The 19,629-nt window shown below is 52.7% G+C and carries 24 protein-coding genes; 16 read left to right on the top strand and 8 right to left on the bottom strand.

The genetic code is table 11. The features are described 5' to 3' along the window. Positions 1-8: 8 nt before the first annotated feature. From QJQ48_RS08410 to QJQ48_RS08400, 3 genes are all read right to left on the bottom strand, one after another. Positions 9-299, bottom strand: a complete 291-nt coding sequence (locus QJQ48_RS08410) for a TMEM165/GDT1 family protein (RefSeq protein ID WP_346290773.1) — start codon at positions 297-299, stop codon at positions 9-11. Between the two features lie 37 nt (positions 300-336). Further along, positions 337-660 (bottom strand): TMEM165/GDT1 family protein, encoded by a 324-nt coding sequence (locus QJQ48_RS08405; protein WP_346290905.1) that lies wholly within the window; start codon positions 658-660, stop codon positions 337-339. A gap of 220 nt (positions 661-880) precedes the next feature. Further along, positions 881-1,231 (bottom strand): YkgJ family cysteine cluster protein, encoded by a 351-nt coding sequence (locus QJQ48_RS08400; RefSeq protein ID WP_346290772.1) that lies wholly within the window; start codon positions 1,229-1,231, stop codon positions 881-883. Positions 1,232-1,353: 122 nt separating this feature from the next. Between QJQ48_RS08400 and psb30 the strand changes: the two genes are divergently transcribed. Continuing rightward, positions 1,354-1,473 carry a photosystem II reaction center protein Ycf12/Psb30 gene (psb30, locus tag QJQ48_RS08395; protein WP_346290771.1) on the top strand — a complete coding sequence of 40 codons (120 nt, stop codon included), beginning with the start codon at positions 1,354-1,356 and terminating at the stop codon, positions 1,471-1,473. Between the two features lie 161 nt (positions 1,474-1,634). Here psb30 and ispD read toward each other — a convergent pair whose 3' ends face one another. Then, positions 1,635-2,324 carry a 2-C-methyl-D-erythritol 4-phosphate cytidylyltransferase gene (ispD, locus tag QJQ48_RS08390; RefSeq protein WP_346290770.1) on the bottom strand — a complete coding sequence of 230 codons (690 nt, stop codon included), beginning with the start codon at positions 2,322-2,324 and terminating at the stop codon, positions 1,635-1,637. Between the two features lie 157 nt (positions 2,325-2,481). Here ispD and QJQ48_RS08385 point away from each other — a divergent pair, with 157 nt between their 5' ends. The 5 genes from QJQ48_RS08385 (at position 2,482) to QJQ48_RS08365 (ending at position 6,758) form a co-directional block, all read left to right on the top strand. After that, complete coding sequence (locus QJQ48_RS08385) at positions 2,482-3,462, top strand: glycosyltransferase family 9 protein (protein WP_346290769.1); 981 nt, start codon at positions 2,482-2,484, stop codon at positions 3,460-3,462. 163 nt (positions 3,463-3,625) lie between these two features. Next, complete coding sequence (locus QJQ48_RS08380) at positions 3,626-4,120, top strand: hypothetical protein (protein WP_346290768.1); 495 nt, start codon at positions 3,626-3,628, stop codon at positions 4,118-4,120. A 228-nt stretch (positions 4,121-4,348) separates the two neighbouring features. Beyond that, positions 4,349-4,909 (top strand): hypothetical protein, encoded by a 561-nt coding sequence (locus QJQ48_RS08375; protein ID WP_346290767.1) that lies wholly within the window; start codon positions 4,349-4,351, stop codon positions 4,907-4,909. A 72-nt stretch (positions 4,910-4,981) separates the two neighbouring features. Then, positions 4,982-5,947 carry an aldo/keto reductase gene (locus QJQ48_RS08370; RefSeq protein ID WP_346290766.1) on the top strand — a complete coding sequence of 322 codons (966 nt, stop codon included), beginning with the start codon at positions 4,982-4,984 and terminating at the stop codon, positions 5,945-5,947. 73 nt (positions 5,948-6,020) lie between these two features. Then, positions 6,021-6,758, top strand: a complete 738-nt coding sequence (locus tag QJQ48_RS08365; protein WP_346290765.1) for a dienelactone hydrolase family protein — start codon at positions 6,021-6,023, stop codon at positions 6,756-6,758. Here QJQ48_RS08365 and murI read toward each other — a convergent pair. Both murI and QJQ48_RS08355 read right to left on the bottom strand, forming a co-directional pair. Beyond that, positions 6,738-7,541: a glutamate racemase gene (murI, locus tag QJQ48_RS08360; protein ID WP_346290764.1), complete on the bottom strand. Its 804-nt coding sequence runs from the start codon at positions 7,539-7,541 to the stop codon at positions 6,738-6,740. The genes QJQ48_RS08365 and murI overlap by 21 nt on opposite strands. Positions 7,542-7,828: 287 nt before the next feature. After that, the gene (locus QJQ48_RS08355) at positions 7,829-7,960 is read right to left on the bottom strand and encodes a hypothetical protein (RefSeq protein ID WP_346290763.1); all 132 of its coding nucleotides are present in this window, start codon (positions 7,958-7,960) and stop codon (positions 7,829-7,831) included. A 140-nt stretch (positions 7,961-8,100) separates the two neighbouring features. Between QJQ48_RS08355 and QJQ48_RS08350 the strand changes: the two genes are divergently transcribed. The 9 genes from QJQ48_RS08350 to QJQ48_RS08310 all read left to right on the top strand — a co-directional run bounded on the left by QJQ48_RS08350 (position 8,101) and on the right by QJQ48_RS08310 (position 15,731). Beyond that, the gene (locus tag QJQ48_RS08350; protein WP_428843033.1) at positions 8,101-8,244 is read left to right on the top strand and encodes an element excision factor XisI family protein; all 144 of its coding nucleotides are present in this window, start codon (positions 8,101-8,103) and stop codon (positions 8,242-8,244) included. 211 nt (positions 8,245-8,455) lie between these two features. Further along, on the top strand, positions 8,456-11,743 hold the full coding sequence (locus QJQ48_RS08345) for a CHAT domain-containing tetratricopeptide repeat protein (RefSeq protein ID WP_346290762.1): 3,288 nt from the start codon (positions 8,456-8,458) through the stop codon (positions 11,741-11,743). A 23-nt stretch (positions 11,744-11,766) separates the two neighbouring features. Further along, positions 11,767-11,952, top strand: a complete 186-nt coding sequence (locus tag QJQ48_RS08340; RefSeq protein ID WP_346290761.1) for a hypothetical protein — start codon at positions 11,767-11,769, stop codon at positions 11,950-11,952. 2 nt (positions 11,953-11,954) lie between these two features. Continuing rightward, a complete protein-coding gene (locus tag QJQ48_RS08335; RefSeq protein WP_346290760.1) occupies positions 11,955-12,215 on the top strand; it encodes a hypothetical protein in 261 nt (86 codons plus the stop codon). 20 nt (positions 12,216-12,235) lie between these two features. Then, positions 12,236-12,625 (top strand): hypothetical protein, encoded by a 390-nt coding sequence (locus tag QJQ48_RS08330; RefSeq protein WP_346290759.1) that lies wholly within the window; start codon positions 12,236-12,238, stop codon positions 12,623-12,625. A 22-nt stretch (positions 12,626-12,647) separates the two neighbouring features. Then, entirely contained in the window at positions 12,648-13,562 is a 915-nt protein-coding gene (locus QJQ48_RS08325) for a hypothetical protein (protein WP_346290758.1), read from the top strand. A gap of 227 nt (positions 13,563-13,789) precedes the next feature. Further along, entirely contained in the window at positions 13,790-14,353 is a 564-nt protein-coding gene (locus tag QJQ48_RS08320) for a Uma2 family endonuclease (RefSeq protein WP_346290757.1), read from the top strand. 172 nt (positions 14,354-14,525) lie between these two features. Further along, a complete protein-coding gene (locus QJQ48_RS08315) occupies positions 14,526-14,888 on the top strand; it encodes a DUF2237 family protein (RefSeq protein WP_346290756.1) in 363 nt (120 codons plus the stop codon). Positions 14,889-15,188: 300 nt separating this feature from the next. Next, positions 15,189-15,731 carry a cofactor assembly of complex C subunit B gene (locus tag QJQ48_RS08310; RefSeq protein ID WP_346290755.1) on the top strand — a complete coding sequence of 181 codons (543 nt, stop codon included), beginning with the start codon at positions 15,189-15,191 and terminating at the stop codon, positions 15,729-15,731. A gap of 286 nt (positions 15,732-16,017) precedes the next feature. On the opposite strand, the gene QJQ48_RS08305 is transcribed toward QJQ48_RS08310, so the two are convergent. Further along, complete coding sequence (locus QJQ48_RS08305) at positions 16,018-16,332, bottom strand: DUF3155 domain-containing protein (RefSeq protein ID WP_346290754.1); 315 nt, start codon at positions 16,330-16,332, stop codon at positions 16,018-16,020. 254 nt (positions 16,333-16,586) lie between these two features. Between QJQ48_RS08305 and QJQ48_RS08300 the strand changes: the two genes are divergently transcribed. Next, a complete protein-coding gene (locus tag QJQ48_RS08300) occupies positions 16,587-18,029 on the top strand; it encodes a GAF domain-containing sensor histidine kinase (protein WP_346290753.1) in 1,443 nt (480 codons plus the stop codon). Here the strand turns inward: QJQ48_RS08300 and QJQ48_RS08295 are convergent. Beyond that, positions 18,026-19,504, bottom strand: a complete 1,479-nt coding sequence (locus QJQ48_RS08295) for an AAA family ATPase (protein ID WP_346290752.1) — start codon at positions 19,502-19,504, stop codon at positions 18,026-18,028. The genes QJQ48_RS08300 and QJQ48_RS08295 overlap by 4 nt on opposite strands. Between the last annotated feature and the right edge of the window lie 125 nt (positions 19,505-19,629).

The raw sequence follows: 19,629 nt of genomic DNA, 5'->3' as shown, positions 1-19,629 counted from the left end.
CAGACACTTTACTCGGCCTCGGCTGTCTCTGAGGTTGGCCAAAGCAGGCGCAGCGCCATCAGGCCAAATCCAATCGCCGCCGCCAGTTTGACCCAGCGGGTCGGCAAGAGCTGAGCCGTTCCTTCCCCCAGTAAAACGCCAATCAAACTCGCTAACAGCAGCGCCGCCGCCGTGCCTAAAAAAACGGCCTTGGGAAAACGAGAAGCGCCGCTAAGGGCGATCGCCGCAAACTGGCTCTTGTCCCCCAGTTCTGATAAAAAGACGGCGGCAAAACTCAAACCTAACAAATTCCAGTCCATGCTTCCATTTTATAAGGTGCTGCAGTTGCTACCAGCCTCAGACGGACAGTAAATCCCAAAGCAGCCAGCAGGTAATGCCCAACAGGGTGAGTCCCGCCGCCCGATCAAGCGCAGCGGGAGAAATTCGCTTAGCCAGCCACTGACCGATCAAGACCCCCACCAGACTGGTGGCAATGAGGGCGCTGCCCGCCCCGGCAAAAATTATCCAGGGGGCATGGAACTCTGCCGCCATCAGCAGGGTTGTGACCTGGGTTTTGTCTCCCATTTCTGCCAAGAAGATGGTGATGAAGGTAGACAGGAAGACGCCCCAAAAGGTACTCGGCTTGGCTGGAGTCGCGGTGGGTTTGACCGCCGCTGCCACGGGCTGTTCGGCCTGAAGTGGCTGGGCAGTCGCGTCTGGCTTAGCGATCTCTGCTGTCTCAGAGGTCTGAGAGAGGGGGCGGTTAGCGTTAGAACTCACGGCTAAAACTAAGGTGACTTGTGCAGATTGTACGAAACCATCAGCCTGATACCTCAGAAATTAAAACAGGTCAATTTCATTTTCTTTTCATTATCTGCAAAATCAGGGCAATCAGCAATGCTCAAGGCGCGATCGCCTGCTGAAAACGCTCCATTTCCGGGCTGCTGTCCCCATATACCCCGCCGATTTGCTGCTGGCAGCAGTCAATCGCAAACTCATTTAGCTCTGCTGGATCAACGCCGAACATCTGCTCAAAGGTCTGGGCTTCAACCCGGCAAAACTGCGGGCGATCGCGGTAAATGCGACATTCCCGGCGCTCCGCGTCATAGTGAATACACCAGCCATTTTCGCCAACTAGGCTGAGATACTGCTCTAGCTCTGCTGGCGTTAGATAATCAGCTAAATCTGGCCGCTCCTCTGGGGCTAGATGACAGCAGGCCCCGCAGTTTTTTACACATTGCCAAGTAGCCATGAATTACAGCAATCTCCTTAGAATTTTGTAAACTTACTTAAAATTAGGGGTTCGTTAGCAGGTAAAATGGCGCTGAGAATTTAAGCCCGTATACCTATAGCTTTGTCTGTTTGGGAGGATAAATGGAGTTTTTAAGCAGTATTAATTTTGAGCTGATTGCTCAGTTGACTATGCTAGCCATGATCGTGATTTCTGGGCCAGCGATTGTGTTTTTGCTAGCGGCGCGGGGTGGGGATCTGTAGGTCGTCTCTGGCCGATACACAAGCCGATACACAAAGCGATCGCGGCCTAAGCGCGAACTGGCTGAATTGCTGCGACTGCAATCCCAGAGAATTGATTTGTTTTAGATCCTTGTCTTTGGCAAGGATCTTTAAAATTTGAAATTTGCGGCAGTTTTGCTGGACTAGGGCGTCTTCTGACGCTGTCGGAGGATAAATTCAGCGATCGCCAAATCGACGGGGGTTGTAATTTTGAGGTTAGTTTCTTCGCCCTGAACGATGCGAACGGGCAAACCACACTTTTCAAACAGGGCCGCGTCATCGGTGACGTTCCAGCCTTGCTGCTGCCCTTGCTGGTGACACTGCCTGAGCAAATTCACCTCAAATCCCTGAGGCGTTTGCGCTGCCCAGAGATTTTGGCGAGCTGGGGTGTCAACGATAACACCTTCCCCATCGACAACCTTGATAGTATCTTTGACGGGAACCGCCGCAATCAATCCGGGGCAGGTTTTCAGAGTCGCGGCGCAGCGATTAAATAAGTCTGGGGTGGCAAGGCAGCGGGCCCCATCGTGAATCAAAACGCGCTGGGCTTCTGGCGGCAGCGCCCGCAATCCGTTAAAAACTGACTCTTGGCGGCTGTCACCCCCTTGAATAAAGTTGACAGGCTTTGTCAGGGAGAGTTCACCGGCAATCTGAGCTAGGGTCTGCTGATCGGCCTTTTGGCAAATGATGCCAATCCAGCTAATGCTCTCGGCCTGCTCTGCCGCTAGCAGATTCCAGGCAATCAGCGGGCGATTTAAAACAGAGAGCAAAACTTTATTGCGATCGCTGCCCATGCGCCGTCCCATGCCAGCCGCAGGAATTAAAAGATGCACAAATGACCTCATTGAAATGGCTATCTCGATAAAAAATCCCGTTTTTGCCCTAATTTTCAGTCTTTCTGAGAAAATTGAGGGGCTGCGGTTGAGTGCTGTTAAACATATTCTGTCCAGCTTCCACTAAAATATTTGGCGAAAAGCGTAAACATATCTTATGCGAGTACTGGCTCTAGTCCCTGGCGGAATCGGCGACCAAATCCTGTTTTTCCCAACTCTGGATGACCTCAAGCAAGCCTATCCTAAGGCCGAAATTGATGTTGTTGTCGAACCCAGAGCACAGTCTGCCTATCGAGTTTCCAAGGCCGTTGATGAAACAATACCGTTTGATTTTGCCGCTAACAGCAGCCCCTCTGACTGGGCCAATCTGTTAGGAATTATCCGCGATCGCGAGTATGAGGTGGTGCTTTCTACCAGTCAGGACTGGAGTGTCGGGCTGTTGCTGTGGCTGAGCGGCATTCCCATGCGAATTGGCTATGCCAACCCCTCCAGCGGCATCTTTCTGACCCAGTCGGTGCCTTACAAGCCAGCTCAGTACCAGGCTGAGCAGTATCACGATCTGCTGCAGGGGTTACAGATTAACGGGGCTTGTCCGGCTACCAGCCTCAGCGTGCCTCAGAGCGACTTAGACTGGGCAGAACAAACTCGCGCCGCTCTGGGTCTGAAAGATACGGGATACGTCATTCTCTACGGTGGCCCCAATACGGCGGCTAGAGGCAAAGTCAGCAACGCGTTTTATCCGATTGAGTCCTGGCAGGCTATCATCGAAGACTTTAAGCGGCGACAGCCTGACCTGCCAATTGTGTTTCTTCAGGACAGCACGAACGGCACTTTGGCAGATTCGCTCGGCGACCTGGCTCCCTCCATCAAGCTGATTCAGCCAACCAATATTGGCCGCATGGCGGCAATCATCGCTGGGGCTGACCTGGTGATTTGTCCAGATAGCGACGTATTGCCTCTGGCGGTTGCCCTCAAGGTGTTTACGCTGGCCCTGTTTGGCAGTAGCGATCCGGCTAGGCGCTTGCCTCCGACAGATGGAAGTGACGCTGAAGTTAGGTTCTTGGCGATTACCTCTCTGAGCGATCGCGTCGCCGATATCTCAGCCCAAGATGTGCTTAAAAAAGCCTGGGGAGAATAAAGCTCATCTTCCAGAAGTGAGAGCTTTTGGGGCTTTTAGCGGTTCATAAAATTGATCTTTGGTTCAGTTCCAGGGTAGGCTTCTGCTTCTATACTGGAGTCAATTCTGCGCGATCGCGCAGCGCTAGAGACTGAAATAAATTTGAGTTACTAATAAAGCTTTTATGGATAGAATTCGAGCACAAGCTACAAAGCTTTGGGAACTAATTTTTGCCGCTGAGACGGCAGCGACCTATCAAAAAGCCCTGGCCCTGACCTGGGATATTCTCAAGCAGACGGCCCTGCTACTTTGGCTGCTGGTTTGTCTTGTTTTTGTTTTGCTAGCTTGGCTAGGGGAATATGCCAAAAAGTTGGGCAAAGATTTTCGCAACTGGTATGAACATTTAGGTGAGAAGCCAGCTGAAACGGAAGAGGCCAAGCCCTTTTTTAGCTCAGCCGGACAGTCCTTACTAGAAGCCAGCAGCAACAGCGCCGCCTTTTTGCTGTCTCAGGCCAGCGAGCAGCTCGGCATTGAATACAAGCCACCCAAGTCTGAGTCAGTTACAACTCCGCCTCCGGCTTCTGGCCCCCCGGCCCCCGATCCGGCCCCGGCGAATATGTCTCAGGCATCGGGTACGGTCAAGAAAACCCCTTCGGCCATCAACAGCGATCTTGACTGAGGCTTAGTCTCAATTCGAGCAACGAAGGGCATTAAATCTAAAGGCTGTCGCCGTAACGACAGCCTTTTTGCTGCTTGGAAAAACCCGGCTCGGTCTTTGGTCAGATAGGCCAATCCTAGGGAAATCAGCCTTTAGAGGCAGCGATACCTCCACCGTTTTCCCCATGTTGCGTCAGGGAGGAAGTGGCAAAGTAAAAGCGTTCGTTCTATTTTGTCATAAAAAATTATTATGAAAGCTCGACTCCTCTCACAGCTCGCTATAACTGGCTTATTAATTCTAGGAAGTTTCAGCACCCGGGCGATCGCTCAGGAAACCCTGATGGAAGGCGACGGCATGACCGAGGTTGAAACCCTTGAGACAACTGACGGCATTGAGACTTTAGAAACCACTGATGACCTGACCGAGCCGTCCGAAACTGAGGCCATCGTAGATGAAGCTGAGGCCGCCATAGACGAAGCTGACGCGATCGAAAACGACGGCGTGACTCCTACCACCACGACAGAAACCGTCACCGAGATTCAGCTCTCGCCAGCAGCCGATCAGGCCGACACCATTAACGGTGAAGCTGATCAGCCTGGTGTCACCCGCACCGTTATTGGCGACGATGACATTGACGTGACTACCGTAGATCCAGAGTCCGGGACCACAACTGAAACTTCAATTGAACTGGATCCTCAAGGCGGTATCGAAGTCGAAACCACCGAAACGCGGGTGCTGGAAGATGGGCAGACGGTTGAGATTCAGGCAGTCCCTAACGGAGAAGGACAGACTCAAATTGAGGTGGAATAAATAGCCGACCCGGCAAAATTACGTTTTGTAAAGGTAAGCTATTCAATAGTTGCTAGAGTCAGGAGTTCTCCCATGACATCCCAGGTTGCTTCTCAAACAGTAACGCTTGTGCCCAATGGGCCGACTATATCGGCGCTGGGCGTAGGCACTTGGGCCTGGGGGGACTCCCTGTTCTGGAATTATGGCAAAGACTACGGTGAGGCTGAGGTACAGCAGGCTTTTGCCGCTGCTTTAGCCGCTGGAGTCAGTTTCTTTGACACCGCCGAAATTTACGGTTTTGGCGAATCGGAACGTCTGATTGGCCAGTTTCTCAAATCAGCCCAGCAGCCTGTTCACATTGCCACCAAGTACTTTCCCCTACCTTGGCGCTTTTCCGAGCAGGCCGTTGCTGATGCGCTGACGGCTAGCCTTGATCGTTTACAAGTGCCCGCGATCGCCCTGTACCAGGTACACTGGCCCTTTGATTTTTTCATGGGTCAAAAAACGTTGATGACAGCCCTAGCGCAAGAAGTGCAGCAAGGGCGTATTCAGTCAATTGGCGTCAGCAACTATTCTGCCAAGCAGATGCGAGAAGCCCATCAGTATTTGGCAGACTTGAATATTCCCCTAGCCGTTAACCAGGTGCAATATTCCCTGCTGCACCGCAAGCCTGAAACGAACGGCGTGTTAGAGACGGCCAAAGAGCTAGGAATTACCCTTTTAGCCTATAGCCCTTTGGCTCAGGGGCGGCTTACAGGCAAATATACGTTTCAGGAAAATCAAAAGCCGACCGGAGCGCGTCAAATCGATCCCCGTTTCAATCAGGATGGGCTGGTCAAAATTGAGCTATTGGTTAAAACACTGCAGCAGATTGGCGCGGCTTACGACCGCACGCCGGCTCAAGTCGCCCTCAACTGGCTCATTGCCCAGGGAAACATAGTCCCGATTCCGGGGGCTAAAAACGCTCAACAGGCCAGCCAGAATGCGGGTGCCCTGGGCTGGAGCCTAACAGCCGAAGAACTAGAGCAGCTCAATCGCGTTAGCTTGCCCTGGCGCTAAGGTGGCTGATCAACCAGCGCATACCTGGATTAACCGATATACTGCTTGAGAAGTTTGCCCAAGGATTGACTAGGTGCAGGTTGTTAAACAAACGGTGGGGCTGACGGTTGGCGACAGTCTCATGCGTGTCTACGTCGCGATGCCAGAGCCAACGGGACAATATCCGGGAATTTTGTTCTATTCCGATATTTATCAGCTAGGGCGACCGATTACGCTGCTGGCCGATCGCCTAGCGGGATATGGCTTTGTGGTGGCTGCGCCTGAAATTTTTCATCGCCTAGAGCCTGTTGGCGCTGTGATTGAGCCTAACGACATAGGACGGCTGCGGGGAAATGACAATGCTCGCCGCACTGCGATCGCTGACTATGATGCCGATGCCGCAGCGGTTCTAGACTGGCTCAAAACTCAGCCCCAAGTTCTGCCTGACGAGTTAGGGGCGCTAGGCTTTTGTATTGGCGGACATTTGGCATTTCGCGCCGCGCTGCGAGCAGACGTGGATGCGGCTGTGTGTTGCTACCCCACGGGCATTCACAGCGGCAAGCTGGGCCGGGGCACCGCCAATACCCTCGATCGCGTTGGTGAAATTCGCGGTGAGGTGCTGACTATTTTTGGCGCTTTAGATCCTCATGTGCCCCCTGCCGGACGGGAGGCAATTTTGCAGGCGCTTGACCAGGCAGGGATAACTCACAAAACACTGCTGTACGAAGCGAACCATACGTTCATGCGAGATGATGGCTATCGCTACGATCCGGCAGCCGCCGATCAGGCTTGGGCCGAAATTGTGGCTTTTCTAGGCAAATGCCTGGGGTAGAGACTGCAGCTTGATCGGCTGTCCCCATAGGGTAGAAAAGACGGCCTGGGCCTGCTTGGCATCACCGCTTGTCCAAAACTGTTCCTGTCCCAGGACTGAAGCCGGATTGAGCAGATTCTGGGCGGCCAGAATATTTGAAAGCTGCCGGGTCACGGCAGCCCCCGTATCCAGCAGCGTCACCTGACTGCCAACGACTTCATCTAGCAAAGGCCGCAGAAAGGGATAGTGAGTACAGCCCAACACCAGCATGTCTGCCCCGGCGGCGACGATAGGCGCGGTGTATTGCTGAATTAATGCCCGCGTGGTGGCGCTGGTGAGATCTCCCTTTTCTACCTGCCTGACTAGGTGGGGGCAGGCCTGACTCAAAATAGTGACGCCATTGCCAAAGCGAGTGAGCAGCGCTGAGAACTGTTCGCTGGCTAAGGTTGCCGTGGTTGCAATTACGCCGACGACGCCGGTTTGAGTGGCGAGTACCGCTGGCTTCACGGCTGGCTCGATGGCAATGATGGGCACCGGAAAGGTAGCCCGCAGATGGGTCACTGCCGCAACAGTGGCCGTATTGCAGGCGACGACGACGGCTTTAACGTTATGGGTTAGGAGAAAACGAGTCAGCGCTAGCGATCGCTCTTGCAGATAGGCTGGCGTTTTGCTGCCGTAGGGCACGTGCCCGGAATCTGCGACGTAGCAAAGATTTTCGTAAGGTAAGGCTGCTCGAATAGCCCGTAAAACTGATAAACCACCGACTCCAGAATCAAAAACGCCAATCGGTGCGGAAGAGTTCATAGAGGTTGTGCAACACCTAAACTTTCCTAGAGTTTCCGGGATTACAAGTATGTGGCTATAAATTCACGTAGGCTGTGATAGCCCGAAGGGCATGGAAGAAAAGCCCAGCGTGACCCATCAAAGCTTTGTAGGACGGTGCGTTATGGCTTCGCATAGCACACCCTACAGCATCGTTTACTTTTAGCCATCTACATAGCCTACTATGGAATATTCATAGATAGCAGATATTTTAGGGGCCGACGAGTCAGATTTGGGCAAATGTGTTGACGGCTCTGGCACGGGTTGAGCTAATTCTCTGCTGCAAAAACCTGATCTACGGTGAGGTTGAGATTGGCAAACTCAACTGAGGCGATCGCTTCAGCTTTACCAAATACCCCAATTTCCCGGTAGGCTTCGTCCTCTAGAGCCAGCACTGTCATAGCGTGGAGGGATGGGGGAGATGAGGAAGGTGAGGGGGATGGGGGAGTGGGGGACGCGGGGACGTGGAGAGGTTGGGGGTGAGGAGAACCCTGATAATGGTGATTGCTGTTCACAACACAAAGACGCCGGAAGTTGTGCAATGGATAAATTAGAGCTACAGCATGACGGAACTGAGGATGCTATTGCAGAGCAGCTAATTGCTAAGGGTGTGCCTAAGCACGATATTGTGCTGGCTTATCATGCGCCTCATGTGCAGCAGTATACGGAATTTGCTATTGGCTGATTGCTGGTTTCATTTTAGGCGATCGCCTTTTGGCTGCTTTGATCAGGGAGTTTAGCGGGCGATCGCTTTACACCCTGACCCTTAACCAAGATCCCTAACCTTTTGAAAAAGTTAGGGATCTGTGTTTTTGCGGCAGTGGTATAAAAAAGAGCGGAATGGGTTGCTGACCGAGTGTAGAGAGCAACAGCAGCGACTTTTTGAGGACAGCAGCATGGACGAGCAGCGAGTTCAGGCGTATGTGGCGTTGATTGAGCAGTTGCTGAGCTGTCCGCAGGGGCAAGAAGCGGAGATTTTGCAGGCGAAGGCGGAACTGGTAGATGCAGGGCTGCTGGAGGTGATGGAGCAGGTTGCTGATTATCTAGAGAGTCAGGGAGATAGCAATGCAGGGTGGCTGCGGAGCTTTGCAGCGCAGTTGGCGCAGGCATTGGGGACAAGGGCAGGTCAATCGGCTATGGAAGCAGATGAAGCGCAAGAAGCAGAGAAATTTTTGCTGGAGACGTTGCAGCTCATAGCCGATAGCCAGGGAAATCCGCAGCAGATTTATCCGGTATGGGCGCAGCAGCAGGCGCAGCTTAACACAACTTTGTTAGCAATTTTGCCCCAGGTAGGAGCGCAGCTACTGGCCGGAGAAGCAGAGCAGCGAACATGGATTGCGGCAGTATTGGTCGTATTTGGCAGTTTGATTTGGCAGTTTCCTTTAGGCACTCGCTGGCTAAATGTAGAGCTAGCTATTGCCGCCTACCAGCAAGCCTTGTCGGTGATGACCCAGCAGGCGATGCCCGTCGACTGGGCAACTACCACAAATAACCTGGCAATTGCCTACTCTGATCGCATTCGCGGCGACCGGGCGCAGAACATTGAGCTAGCCATTGCCGCCTACCAGCAGGCCTTGACGGTGATGACGCAGCAGGCCATGCCCGTTGACTGGGCAACCACCACAATGAACCTGGCAGCTGCCTACAAGAATCGCATCCGCGGCGACCGGGCGCAGAACATTGAGCTAGCCATTGCCGCCTACCAGCAGGCCTTGACGGTGATGACGCAGCAGGCCATGCCCGTCGACTGGGCACAAACCACAAATAACCTGGCAAATGCCTACTATAGTCGCATTCGCGGCGACCGGGCCGAGAACATTGAGCAAGCCATTGCCGCCTACCAGCAGGCCTTGACGGTGAGGACCCAGCAGGCCATGCCCGTCGACTGGGCAACTACCACAAATAACCTGGCAGCTGCCTACAGTGATCGCATTCGCGGCGACCGGGCGCAGAACATTGAGCAAGCCATTGACGCCTACCAGCAGGCCTTGACGGTGAGGACCCAGCAGGCCATGCCCGTCGACTGGGCAACTACCACAAATAACCTGGCAGCTGCCTACAGTGATCGCATTCGCGGCGACCGGGCGCAGAACATTGAGCAAGCCATTGCCGCCTACCAGCAGGCCTTGACGGTGAGGACCCAGCAGGCCATGCCCGTCGACTGGGCAACTACCACAAATAACCTGGCAGCTGCCTACTCTGCTCGCATTTGCGGCGACCGGGCCGAGAACATTGAGCAAGCCATTGACGCTTACCAGCAGGCCTTGACGGTGAGGACCCAGCAGGCCATGCCCGTCGAGTGGGCACAAACCACAAATAACCTGGCAAATGCCTACTCTGATCGCATTTGCGGCGACCGGGCCGAGAACATTGAGCAAGCCATTGACGCCTACTGCTGCAGCTTAGAAGTCTTTACACCTGAGCTGTTGCCTGATGATTGTCGTAGAACTGCTCGTAGCCTAGGCAATCTTTATAGCGACCAGCAGTGCTGGCAAGAAGCTGTACCGATTTATGAAAAGGCACTTCAAGCGTCTGAAATCTTGTATCAAAGTGCCAACCTCCTTGATGGCAAAGCGGCTGAACTGACGGAAACCGCCGATCTTCCCCGTCGCGCCGCCTACGCCCTCGCCCGCAGCGGCCACCTGCATAAAGCTGTTGAAGTCCTAGAGCAAAGCCGCGCCCGTGGCCTCAGCGAAACCTTGGAGCGAGACAGAGCCGACCTAGAAAACTTAAAAAAGTCTGCTCCCACTCTCTACGAGCAATACATCAACGTCACCACCCAGCTCCGCAACCTAGAGGCCCAGCAGCGTAGCCATGCCACCAGCGGCACCACTCCCGAAGAACAGCTCCAAATCCGCCAAAACCTCACCCCCGAAGCCCACCGCACTGAAGCCATCCATCTGCGCAAAAGTCTAGAAACCGTGATCGAGCAAATCCGTCAGGTCGAAGGCTACGCCGACTTCCTCGATCAGCCCAGTTTTAACGATATTCTCGCCGCCCTCCAGCCCGATCGTCCTCTTGTCTATCTCGTCCCCACCCCTGCTGGCAGCCTCGCCCTAATCATCCATCCCCCCTCTCCCAATTTCGAGAGAGAGACTAGAGAAGAGAGCCGAATCACTGCGCTCTGGCTAGACGACCTCACCGAAATCTCCCTCAGAGAAATTCTGCAAGCTTGGTTTAACGCCTACGACCAATCCCAAACCGATCGCCAAAGCTGGTACAACGCGATCGCCCAAACCACCCAACAGCTCTGGCAGCCCCTCATGGCTCCCCTCATCGCCAAACTCCAAGCCCTCGGCTTTGAGCAAGCCACCCTCATCCCCACCGGCTACCTCAGCCTCCTCCCCCTCCACGCCGCCTGGACAGAAGACCCCAGCACACCCACCGGCAAACGCTACGCCCTCGACGACATTCACTTTACCTACGCCTCCAACGCTCGCTCGCTAAAAGCCGCCCAGCAAATCCGCGATCGCATTTCCGGTGAATCCTTACTGGCGATCGACAATCCCCGCAACGACCTGCCCAACTCCAGCCGCGAAATCACCGCCGCCACCGCCAGCTTCACCCAGCCCAAAATTCTGCAACACGAACACGCCACCGTAGCCGCCGTCCTCGCCGCTCTGCCCCACGCCAGCCACCTACATCTCTCCTGCCACGGCACCGCCAACTTCAACACCCCGCTCAACAGCGGCCTGCTCATGGCCGACGGCCTGCTCACCCTGCGCGACCTGCTCGATCTCAAACTCACCGAAGGACCCAGTGGCGGCCTTCGCCTCGCCATCCTCTCCGCCTGTGAAACCGGACTCCCCGGCCTCGAACTCGCCGACGAAGCCATCAGCCTCCCCACCGGCCTGCTCCAGGCTGGCGTTGCCGGAGTCGTCGCCTCTCTCTGGTCAGTCGCCGACCTCAGCACCATGATGCTGCTCGTACGCTTCTACGACTACTGGCGCGAAGACAAGCTAGAACCCGCGATCGCCCTGCGCCAAGCCCAGAAATGGCTGCGCGACACCACTAATCTAGAAAAAGCTACCTTCTTCAAAACGGTTCATTCCCAATCTGCAAAGCTACACCCGCCTACCGAAGTTGCTAACTATCTCTTTCAAGAGCTAATTCTCGCACGGCCCACATCCCAGGACTTTGCTCATCCTTTTCACTGGGCTGCCTTCAGCTACACAGGCATATAACGAGAACAGAGTTCTAGAGATTTATGGGCAAGAAAAATCACAAGAAAGCGATTAGAAGCCTGAACCAGCGCATTGCCGAGCATCAGGAAAAAATTCGGCTAGAGTTGGAAAAAGACTCGCCAGATCAAGGCCTAATCAATCACTGGGAAAAAGAAATCCGAGCCTTTGAAAAAGGCATTCAGCAGGCAAAAAAACGACTAGGAAAATAACTATGCAAACCCGCGATCGCCCCATTGCCATTGCTAATCAGACGCTCAACACCCTGATTCGTGAACTGGGTAGCGAATGTCAAAGCGTCTTGGCCTTGATCAATCAGCTACAGCTACCAAATCTCACCCCAACCCAACAGGCCGAGATTCTGGCAAATCTGTTAGCTTCTGCCATTCATCTACATAGCCACTGTGATGATGATTTTCAGACCCTGATTGCCGACGCCTTAGAAGCTCTACCGGATACTGACGAAGCTGAATAACGCTCAACTCGGAGCTGCTTATGTATAGCCTAGAACAAGTCCTCCAAGTGGCTCAGGCCATTCGACCACGACTATCAGATCTGCTTGAACCAGATGCCGCTGCCGAAATCGATCGCCAACTGGCTCCCTTGCTCAAACAGGGTAAAGCCGGTGATAACGTTGAAAATCAAATTTTAGTCGTTCTTGCCGAACATGACGCGACGAGAGAAGCAGCCTTTGCCCTGCTGAATCCCAAGGGCATATCAGATAATCCCACTCGGTTTCATCAGCTTCCCGGCACCGGAACTCCCCAAGAATTCCCTCGATTTAAGTGTTCTGTCTGTGGTTTTGTTTGGTCACAACTAGAGCCAGACGAGCCAGTTCCTCTCTGCGAGGTCGATAAGACCCACGGCCTCCTCCAGCCAATTTAGGCACTTTTTCTAGGTCAGCTAAATGTTAACCAAGTTTTCAGAAGGTTTTAGCAGCAAACTTGCTGAACAGTGGGTTACCAATCTGCTGACGCCAGCCTTCGTCTTCTGGTTTGGGGGATTCGCCGCCGCACTACAGCGTTTTGGCTGGCAAAAACTCGTTGGCTGGTTTCTAAAGCTGCCCGATCAGTCGCTGCAAATTGCCGTTCTCATTGTTGGCTTTGGGGCGATCGCCATTTCTGCTTTTGTCGTACAGCGTTTTGATCTAGCCATTCTCAGATTGTTAGAGGGCTATTGGCCTTCCTGGCTGAGCTGGCTGCATAAACCGTTCTTGCAAAAACAGCAGTATCGCCGCAACCGGATCAGAGAAAAGCTGCGATCGCTTAACGATCGCGGCATTGCTCAACTGCACTCATTCGAAAAAACTCAGCACTTTCAGCTCAATCGCCAGTGGCGACAGACACCTAGCGCTGATGATCTGCTGCCTACTCGTTTAGGCAATATTCTCCGCGCTGCCGAGCGCCAGCCCCAAAGAAAATACGGCCTCGATGCCGTCATCTGCTGGCCGCGCCTGTGGCTGCTCCTCCCTGACGCCGCCAAACAAGACCTGCAGGCCGCCCGCGCCGACCTCAACACCGCCGCCCGCGTTTGGCTTTGGAGCCTATTATTTTGCGGTTGGGTATTTGTGGCCTGGAATCCCACTAAACCATTCCTGATAAATCTCTTGGCTCTGTGGCCGCTGCTGGGCTTGCTCTCCGCCTGGCTGGCCTATCAGTGGGCGATCGCCGCCGCTCAAATCTATGGCGAACTGGTCGAAGCCAGCTTTGATTTATACCGCCATCTGCTCTACCAGTCTCTGCGCTGGCAGCTGCCTGCCGATCCAAAAGTCGAACGCCGCGTTGGCCAAGAGCTGACTCGATATCTGTGGCGAGGGTTTTAACAAAAGCTCCGCAAGTGTGGGCATTGCCGCCGCTAAGCCTCAAACCGGCTGCGAATCTCCTCAATTCGCTTACGGTTCACCCCCCGACTTGCCCAACCGCGACAAAGCTGCCTACTTTGAGCAGGCTAATGCACTTCTGTCTAGCAGCAAGATGCCCCGGCAAATAGCCGAATTTCTTTAGTTAGCCCAGCGATACAATAATGCCATTCACCTCCCTTCTCACGGCTATGGTTCAAACCCCTGCCAAACCCCTCACCCTTGCTGAATTTCTGCAGCTACCGGAAACCAAACCCGCTAGTGAATTCATCGACGGTCAGGTCATTCAAAAACCCATGCCCCAAGGCAAACACAGTACCCTCCAAGGCGATCTAGTCCCCGCCATCAACACCGTCCTCAAACCCCAACGCATCGCCCGCGCCTACCCCGAACTGCGCTGCACCTTTGGCGGCAGATCAACCGTCCCCGATATCGCCGTCTTCACCTGGCCGCGCATTCCCCGCGACCCCAGCGGCAAAGTCGCCAACGCCTTCCCTCTGGCTCCCGACTGGACTATCGAAATCCTCTCCCCTGACCAAAGCCACACCAAAGTCGTCCGCAACATCTTGCACTGTCTAGAGCATGGCACTCAGATGGGCTGGCTAATCGATCCAGACGAAGAACTGGTATTTGTCTACTTCAGCGATCGCCCCAGCGCCGTTTTCGAGAACGCCAGCGATCGCCTTCCTGTTCCCACCTTTGCCGAATCCTTCACGCTCACCGTCGGCGAACTGTTTAGCTGGCTTGAGGCTTAAATGTCCGCCAAGCTGTTAGATAGCCTCGGTGGCAAGCTGGCGGAAAAGTGGGTTGCCACCTTGCTCACCCCCGCCTTCATCTTTTGCTACATCCTATCCCTTAGATAGGCAGCAGCATTGAGAAAAAAGAGTAGGCTCGAAGCAGATATTGTGCACAGGAATCATCAAAATCATGGCAGACGCAAGTAACGTGTTGGGCGGCAAATTAGAGACTTGCTGTACCTCGCCTATGACAGGCTACTACCGCGACGGCGTGTGTAATACCGGCGCTGGAGATACGGGAGTACATGTTGTCTGTGCCCAAATGACTGAAGAATTTTTGACCTTTACCAAAGCTCAGGGCAATGACCTCAGCACGCCAATGCCGATGTATCAGTTTCCGGGCTTAAAACCGGGCGATCGCTGGTGTTTGTGTGCTAGCCGCTGGAAAGAGGCTTATGATGCAGGTGTAGCCCCGCCTGTGGTGTTGGCAGCAACCCATGCCGCAGCGCTGGAATACGCCTCAATGGATGAGATGAAGCAGCATTCAGTTTGAGCGTATGGTAGGCGGCTACGTTCAGGCTCAAATGGCCTCATAGGCCAACAACAGCAAGCGACAATAACTCGCAGGCGGCACTGCAGCGCATTGATATAAGCTGGAGTGTGAGTTACTGCAGTGATTGCTGAAGTTAGAGAGTCATCGCTAAAAGCTTCTTAAAGGCTCTTAAAACGGAGTAAATTCTAATTCTCGGCTGGGTAACTGCGTATTCAGGTTTCTTTGGCCTCCCCTTGACCAGGGAGATGCCGCCTACGGCAGGGTTTTTCTGCAACCAGGTCAAGCACTTCTTAGTTCTGTATGACAAACGCTATCTTATCGTCTACTTTCTTCTTAACGTTACTGTTAGCGGTGGGGCTTTTCTTTTTTATTCGAGCCTCAGCCAAAGATAGAACCGAAACTGCCACTTTGCTGTCGCCAGCCTCAGCCGCCGATTTATTAGAGCAGCTACGGCAGCATTTTGCTAACCGCGCCTATCAGGTCAGCCAAATTGACCCCGAACAAGAGCAAATTACCCTATCGGGCTTTGTCCGGCCCAGTCGTTTCCTGGCTGTGTTTCTTTCCGGGCTGGCCGCAGTTGGTATCCTCTGCTTTGACCTGATTTTCTCTTTTTTGTGGCCTCAGCAGGCATCCTTCTCCCTGGGACTGTTGCTGCTGGCTCCCTTAGCAGGTGTTTTTTACTGGCGGCGGGCTGCCCGGGTTGAGCAAGTTGACTTCAAAATCCGGCCTGTTACTGACCGAGAAGATTTTCTCAGCCAGTTGACGATTCGGGCTCACCGCGACGAGCTGATTCAGCTTAGGCAAAATGTGCCGCTGAAAGAAAAGGAAGCAGAGCCGAGTTAGCGCTGCTTCCTGTAAATTGTTCTTAATGACACATCAGCCTATAGAAACCTTCAGATTTCTAGGGCCAACGGGACTCAATCTCCGAAACTGATTAGATAAGCCATTAGATTCAAACAACCGTCTTACTAAAAAGCGAATGGTTGGCATAATTCCAAAACGGCTTAAAGTTTGCTGAAGGGAATCCAACCTTAAGCACTGCTCTGGCGCAACAGATCAGTAGATAGCAAGCAAGTTTGCTGCTGACACCCTAGCAAATAGTTAAGACCATTTGAAAATGGCTAAAGGCCTAACGCCCAATGGCTAGACTAATCGTTTCGCTTTCATCCTCCTCAACCCGGAGGCTGGGGAATAAAAAGTGATTTTCTTCGACGTACTGGGCTCCAAACAACCCCTTCTCTGCCCAGAAGTATCGATCGGTTGTATGCTCATTCCGCTTTACTAACAGTAAAGCTGGAGGCATAATCCCTTCGGAGTGAATAAAGTTACGAGCTGCCGTAACTGGCTTTTCGCTCCCACTCTCGATACTATACTGAGGTACGTTCTCTAAAATCCGACGTCCTTCTAAACGACGACGGCTTTTGCGCTTGCGTCTCCTTGCCAAATCGCCTACCTCCTCTCTGATCGCCAATAAGGTGTAGTGTTAGTTACAAAAACTAATCAACCCTGCAAAGTATATCGGCTTCACCCTATAATTTCAACTTCTCTTAAAATTGGCGGCGTCTGCTTCTCAAGTGCTTTCGTGCCTTGCATTCAGGGACTTCAGGGCGAATCCAAAGAGAACCTAAAATTGTTAAAATGTTGACAAAAATTTAACTTTTTACTAATTCTTGCCAAAGAAAGCCCTCTTGAATGTTGATGCCCATCAGCTCGGAATTTATTGAGCTTTGCCAGTCTCAAATTGTTTTACTGACTCAGACACTGGGAGCAGCCTCTGTGGTTGTTTACCTAACCGAACGCTATGCCAGTCAGCCGGAAGCGGAGCTGATTCCGGTTGTGGCCTATCCAGAATCGACAACTGTTTGGCCCCAGCTTGATCAAGATAAGTTACCGCATGGGGCTGATGACCTGACTGTAGAAAACCAGAGCGATCGCTTACGGGACATGACGATGGCTGCTCCCCATAACAGCGAGCTGTCAGAACAGTTGTCACTGTCTTTAGCGGCTCTGCCTACTCCTTCAGTATCACGGTCTGCTGAAGATCGCTTAGTCTTGCCGCTAATTCATGAAGAAGTTGTGATGGGACTTTTGGTGACAGCCCGTGACGATCGCCCTTGGACTGAACAAGAGCGATCGCAGCTTGAGCAGGTGACTCGCACTTTAGCAATTGCCCGTTTTTTAGATCAGCAAGGCCAATGGATTCGACAAACGCTACAGCAAAAACGACTGAGTCAGCACCAGCAGTCTGATATCTTCCACAACTTACTGCATCAGTTTCGCAATCCGCTGACGGCCCTCAAAACCTTTAGCAAGCTTTTAGTCAAACGCTTTCAGCCTGAGGACAACAACTACACCATTGCCTCTGGCATTATTCGCGAGAGCGATCGCCTCCAGGAGCTTTTGCAGCAGTTTGATGCGGCAGTGAACCACGGCGATCGCCAGTGGCAAACAGATGGAATGGCCCTCCCGCCTGAACCCAGGCCAGTTCCAGAAGTCAGCTCACCTAAAAATCAGCTTCCCGCCGCTAGCATCCCCACACAGCAATCCTTGCCGCTGCTGCCCAGTGCCGGCTTAGGCGCTGACTTAACCATAAAGCGCTGCCGCTTTAAAGAAGTTTTGTCTCCTCTGCTAATTTCGGCGGCGGCTCAGTCCCAAGAAAAACAAGTCTTGCTGCGGACTGCCATTGAAGCTGAACTCTATCCCGTACTGGGAGACGCCCTAGCGCTGCAAGAAGTGCTGAGCAACCTGATTGACAATGCGCTGAAATATGTGCCTGCTGGTAGCTGGATTTATGTCCAAACCGGGCTTTTTCAAGTACAGCCCCAGGTTCGCTATCAGGGCGTTATGATTGCCGACAGTGGCCCCGGCATTCCAGAGGTAGATCAGTTACACATCTTTGAGCGGCACTATCGCGGTGTTCAAGCTGCCGGGCCGATCGCGGGTACCGGGCTGGGGCTGGCGATCGCCTCCGATTTGATCACACAGATGCAGGGCAAAATTGAGGTGGTTAGCCCGGTGGAGCAAAGCCTTTGGCTGGCAGAAGAAACATTGGACTGGCTGAATCAGCAGGCCCCGGTTTCTGCTTTAGGCCCAGGCACAGCCTTTACCGTATGGCTGCCAGAGGCGTTAGAGGCTCACTAGTTGTCTGCGGTGCGATCGCTCTTGTTCCCGGTCGAGCGGACATTGACGATGCGGTTGAGCAAGTTATACCAAAAGCTAGATCCCATCGAAATCGCCAGTCCAGTAATCAACCATCCCAAAATTCGGCGCGGCACCGGGAAAACCCACTCTGCTTCTGCTTGCGCCTGCTGATCCAAAACTCGAGGCGATCGCCCAATCGGTAACGGAAACTGTTCCAAGGAGTTGTCTACAGCCTCCGTCACCAGGTTTAATTCCTGCTGCAGATCTTGTAAATCCTGGTTGGCTAGCTGACTGACGGCCACTGAAATACTGTCTCGAATCGTCTGGTCAGTGGTCAGACGGCTAGCAATATGTAAACTGTCTGCATTGAGTACAATTGCGATCGCAATCCCAATTAAAACCGCTACCCCTTTAGCGTTGCGCGTATAGACGCCTGCGGCTCTGGTCATAGAGCGATCGAACCAGGCTTGTATCTCTTGTTCAAACTTTTGCAGTTCCTCATCGGCCTGCTGCACTTTGAACTGGGCCTGCTCTGCTAGTGTCAGCAAACTGTCTTTCAAACGAGGGGGAATCTGTTGGGGTTTAATCCGTTCAGCTATGTCACGAATTAGTCCCTGTTCTTGGGAAGCTAGAGATATTACTTCTTGATAGATAGGACTTTTGGTATCTAAGATGAGCACCAAATCCCGCAGGGTCGGCTGAATTTTTCTCAGCAACAAATCATATTCATCAGCGCTGCCTGCTAAATTACGCTTTAGAAAAGCTAATCGCCTCAAAAACGTTTGACTGAGATGATTATCTGCTGGCAGCGATTGCTGAGCTATCTCAATAAAATTATCTATCTTGCCGAGCAGTAGATTCAGGGCTTGGGTAAGATTGATTCGTCGAGATTGAAAGTCCTGAGAAATTTGCTGTAGTGACTGCTCTAATTGCCTAATCTCAGGCTCCAACAGATACTCATTGGCAGTGCTAACGCGCAAGTCATTCAGAATTTGATTGACGGGTAACTGAACTCGCTCCTCAAACAGCCTGCCTAATCTTGATTCTGTTAACAGTCGCTGTAGATCGATTAAATGTAAGTTTTCTAATAAAGTTGTGGCAAACGCTTCTGCGGGAATATAGGAAGGGCCGCTAGTTTGATTTCCAAAAACATTTCGCGTTCGCGTCACCGTGCGATAGACTTGACCCACAAAATGCAAAAACTGCCGCAGCAGTCGAGCGATCCGCCCCCTCGCCTCATGGTTGAGGCTGCGAATTACCGGACTGTTATATAGCTTGTTTGCAAGTTCTTGAGCAGCCGCTCTATTTTCAGCACTATCTCCTGCTAAAAGCTGCTCAATTGAGTATTTTAAGTGCTCAGCTCGCCACTGCAAAACGGCGCTGATAATTTCCTGAATTTCACTGGCCAAAAGGCTTAGAATCAAGTACGTGAAAACCAGTCCTAGCGCTAAGTCCAGGATTAACGGTAAATTCATAATAGTGACTATATGGCTAAACCGCTCAGGACTCTACCCGAATCTTCCCAAGCATTCGGTAATATAGGTCAAACCGATTCTGCTAGGCGCATCCCTTAACTAAACTTATCGACGCGCCTAGATTT

The sequence above is a fragment of the Sphaerothrix gracilis Ecp01 genome (assembly GCF_030405905.1).
GTDB classification, from domain to species: Bacteria; Cyanobacteriota; Cyanobacteriia; order Phormidesmidales; family Phormidesmidaceae; genus Sphaerothrix; species Sphaerothrix gracilis.
This window is presented reverse-complemented; position numbering and strand designations above follow the sequence as displayed.

What these genes read in the sequence shown, in the direction of transcription:
- QJQ48_RS08410 (WP_346290773.1), bottom strand. Translation starts at nt 299, where the DNA reads ATGGACTGGAATTTGTTAGGTTTGAGTTTTGCCGCCGTCTTTTTATCA.
- QJQ48_RS08400 (WP_346290772.1), bottom strand. Translation starts at nt 1,231, where the DNA reads ATGGCTACTTGGCAATGTGTAAAAAACTGCGGGGCCTGCTGTCATCTA.
- psb30 (WP_346290771.1), top strand. Translation starts at nt 1,354, where the DNA reads ATGGAGTTTTTAAGCAGTATTAATTTTGAGCTGATTGCTCAGTTGACT.
- QJQ48_RS08385 (WP_346290769.1), top strand. Translation starts at nt 2,482, where the DNA reads ATGCGAGTACTGGCTCTAGTCCCTGGCGGAATCGGCGACCAAATCCTG.
- QJQ48_RS08380 (WP_346290768.1), top strand. Translation starts at nt 3,626, where the DNA reads ATGGATAGAATTCGAGCACAAGCTACAAAGCTTTGGGAACTAATTTTT.
- QJQ48_RS08375 (WP_346290767.1), top strand. Translation starts at nt 4,349, where the DNA reads ATGAAAGCTCGACTCCTCTCACAGCTCGCTATAACTGGCTTATTAATT.
- QJQ48_RS08370 (WP_346290766.1), top strand. Translation starts at nt 4,982, where the DNA reads ATGACATCCCAGGTTGCTTCTCAAACAGTAACGCTTGTGCCCAATGGG.
- murI (WP_346290764.1), bottom strand. Translation starts at nt 7,541, where the DNA reads ATGAACTCTTCCGCACCGATTGGCGTTTTTGATTCTGGAGTCGGTGGT.
- QJQ48_RS08355 (WP_346290763.1), bottom strand. Translation starts at nt 7,960, where the DNA reads ATGACAGTGCTGGCTCTAGAGGACGAAGCCTACCGGGAAATTGGGGTA.
- QJQ48_RS08350 (WP_428843033.1), top strand. Translation starts at nt 8,101, where the DNA reads ATGGATAAATTAGAGCTACAGCATGACGGAACTGAGGATGCTATTGCA.
- QJQ48_RS08345 (WP_346290762.1), top strand. Translation starts at nt 8,456, where the DNA reads ATGGACGAGCAGCGAGTTCAGGCGTATGTGGCGTTGATTGAGCAGTTG.
- QJQ48_RS08340 (WP_346290761.1), top strand. Translation starts at nt 11,767, where the DNA reads ATGGGCAAGAAAAATCACAAGAAAGCGATTAGAAGCCTGAACCAGCGC.
- QJQ48_RS08335 (WP_346290760.1), top strand. Translation starts at nt 11,955, where the DNA reads ATGCAAACCCGCGATCGCCCCATTGCCATTGCTAATCAGACGCTCAAC.
- QJQ48_RS08330 (WP_346290759.1), top strand. Translation starts at nt 12,236, where the DNA reads ATGTATAGCCTAGAACAAGTCCTCCAAGTGGCTCAGGCCATTCGACCA.
- QJQ48_RS08325 (WP_346290758.1), top strand. Translation starts at nt 12,648, where the DNA reads ATGTTAACCAAGTTTTCAGAAGGTTTTAGCAGCAAACTTGCTGAACAG.
- QJQ48_RS08320 (WP_346290757.1), top strand. Translation starts at nt 13,790, where the DNA reads ATGGTTCAAACCCCTGCCAAACCCCTCACCCTTGCTGAATTTCTGCAG.
- QJQ48_RS08315 (WP_346290756.1), top strand. Translation starts at nt 14,526, where the DNA reads ATGGCAGACGCAAGTAACGTGTTGGGCGGCAAATTAGAGACTTGCTGT.
- QJQ48_RS08310 (WP_346290755.1), top strand. Translation starts at nt 15,189, where the DNA reads ATGACAAACGCTATCTTATCGTCTACTTTCTTCTTAACGTTACTGTTA.
- QJQ48_RS08300 (WP_346290753.1), top strand. Translation starts at nt 16,587, where the DNA reads ATGCCCATCAGCTCGGAATTTATTGAGCTTTGCCAGTCTCAAATTGTT.
- QJQ48_RS08295 (WP_346290752.1), bottom strand. Translation starts at nt 19,504, where the DNA reads ATGAATTTACCGTTAATCCTGGACTTAGCGCTAGGACTGGTTTTCACG.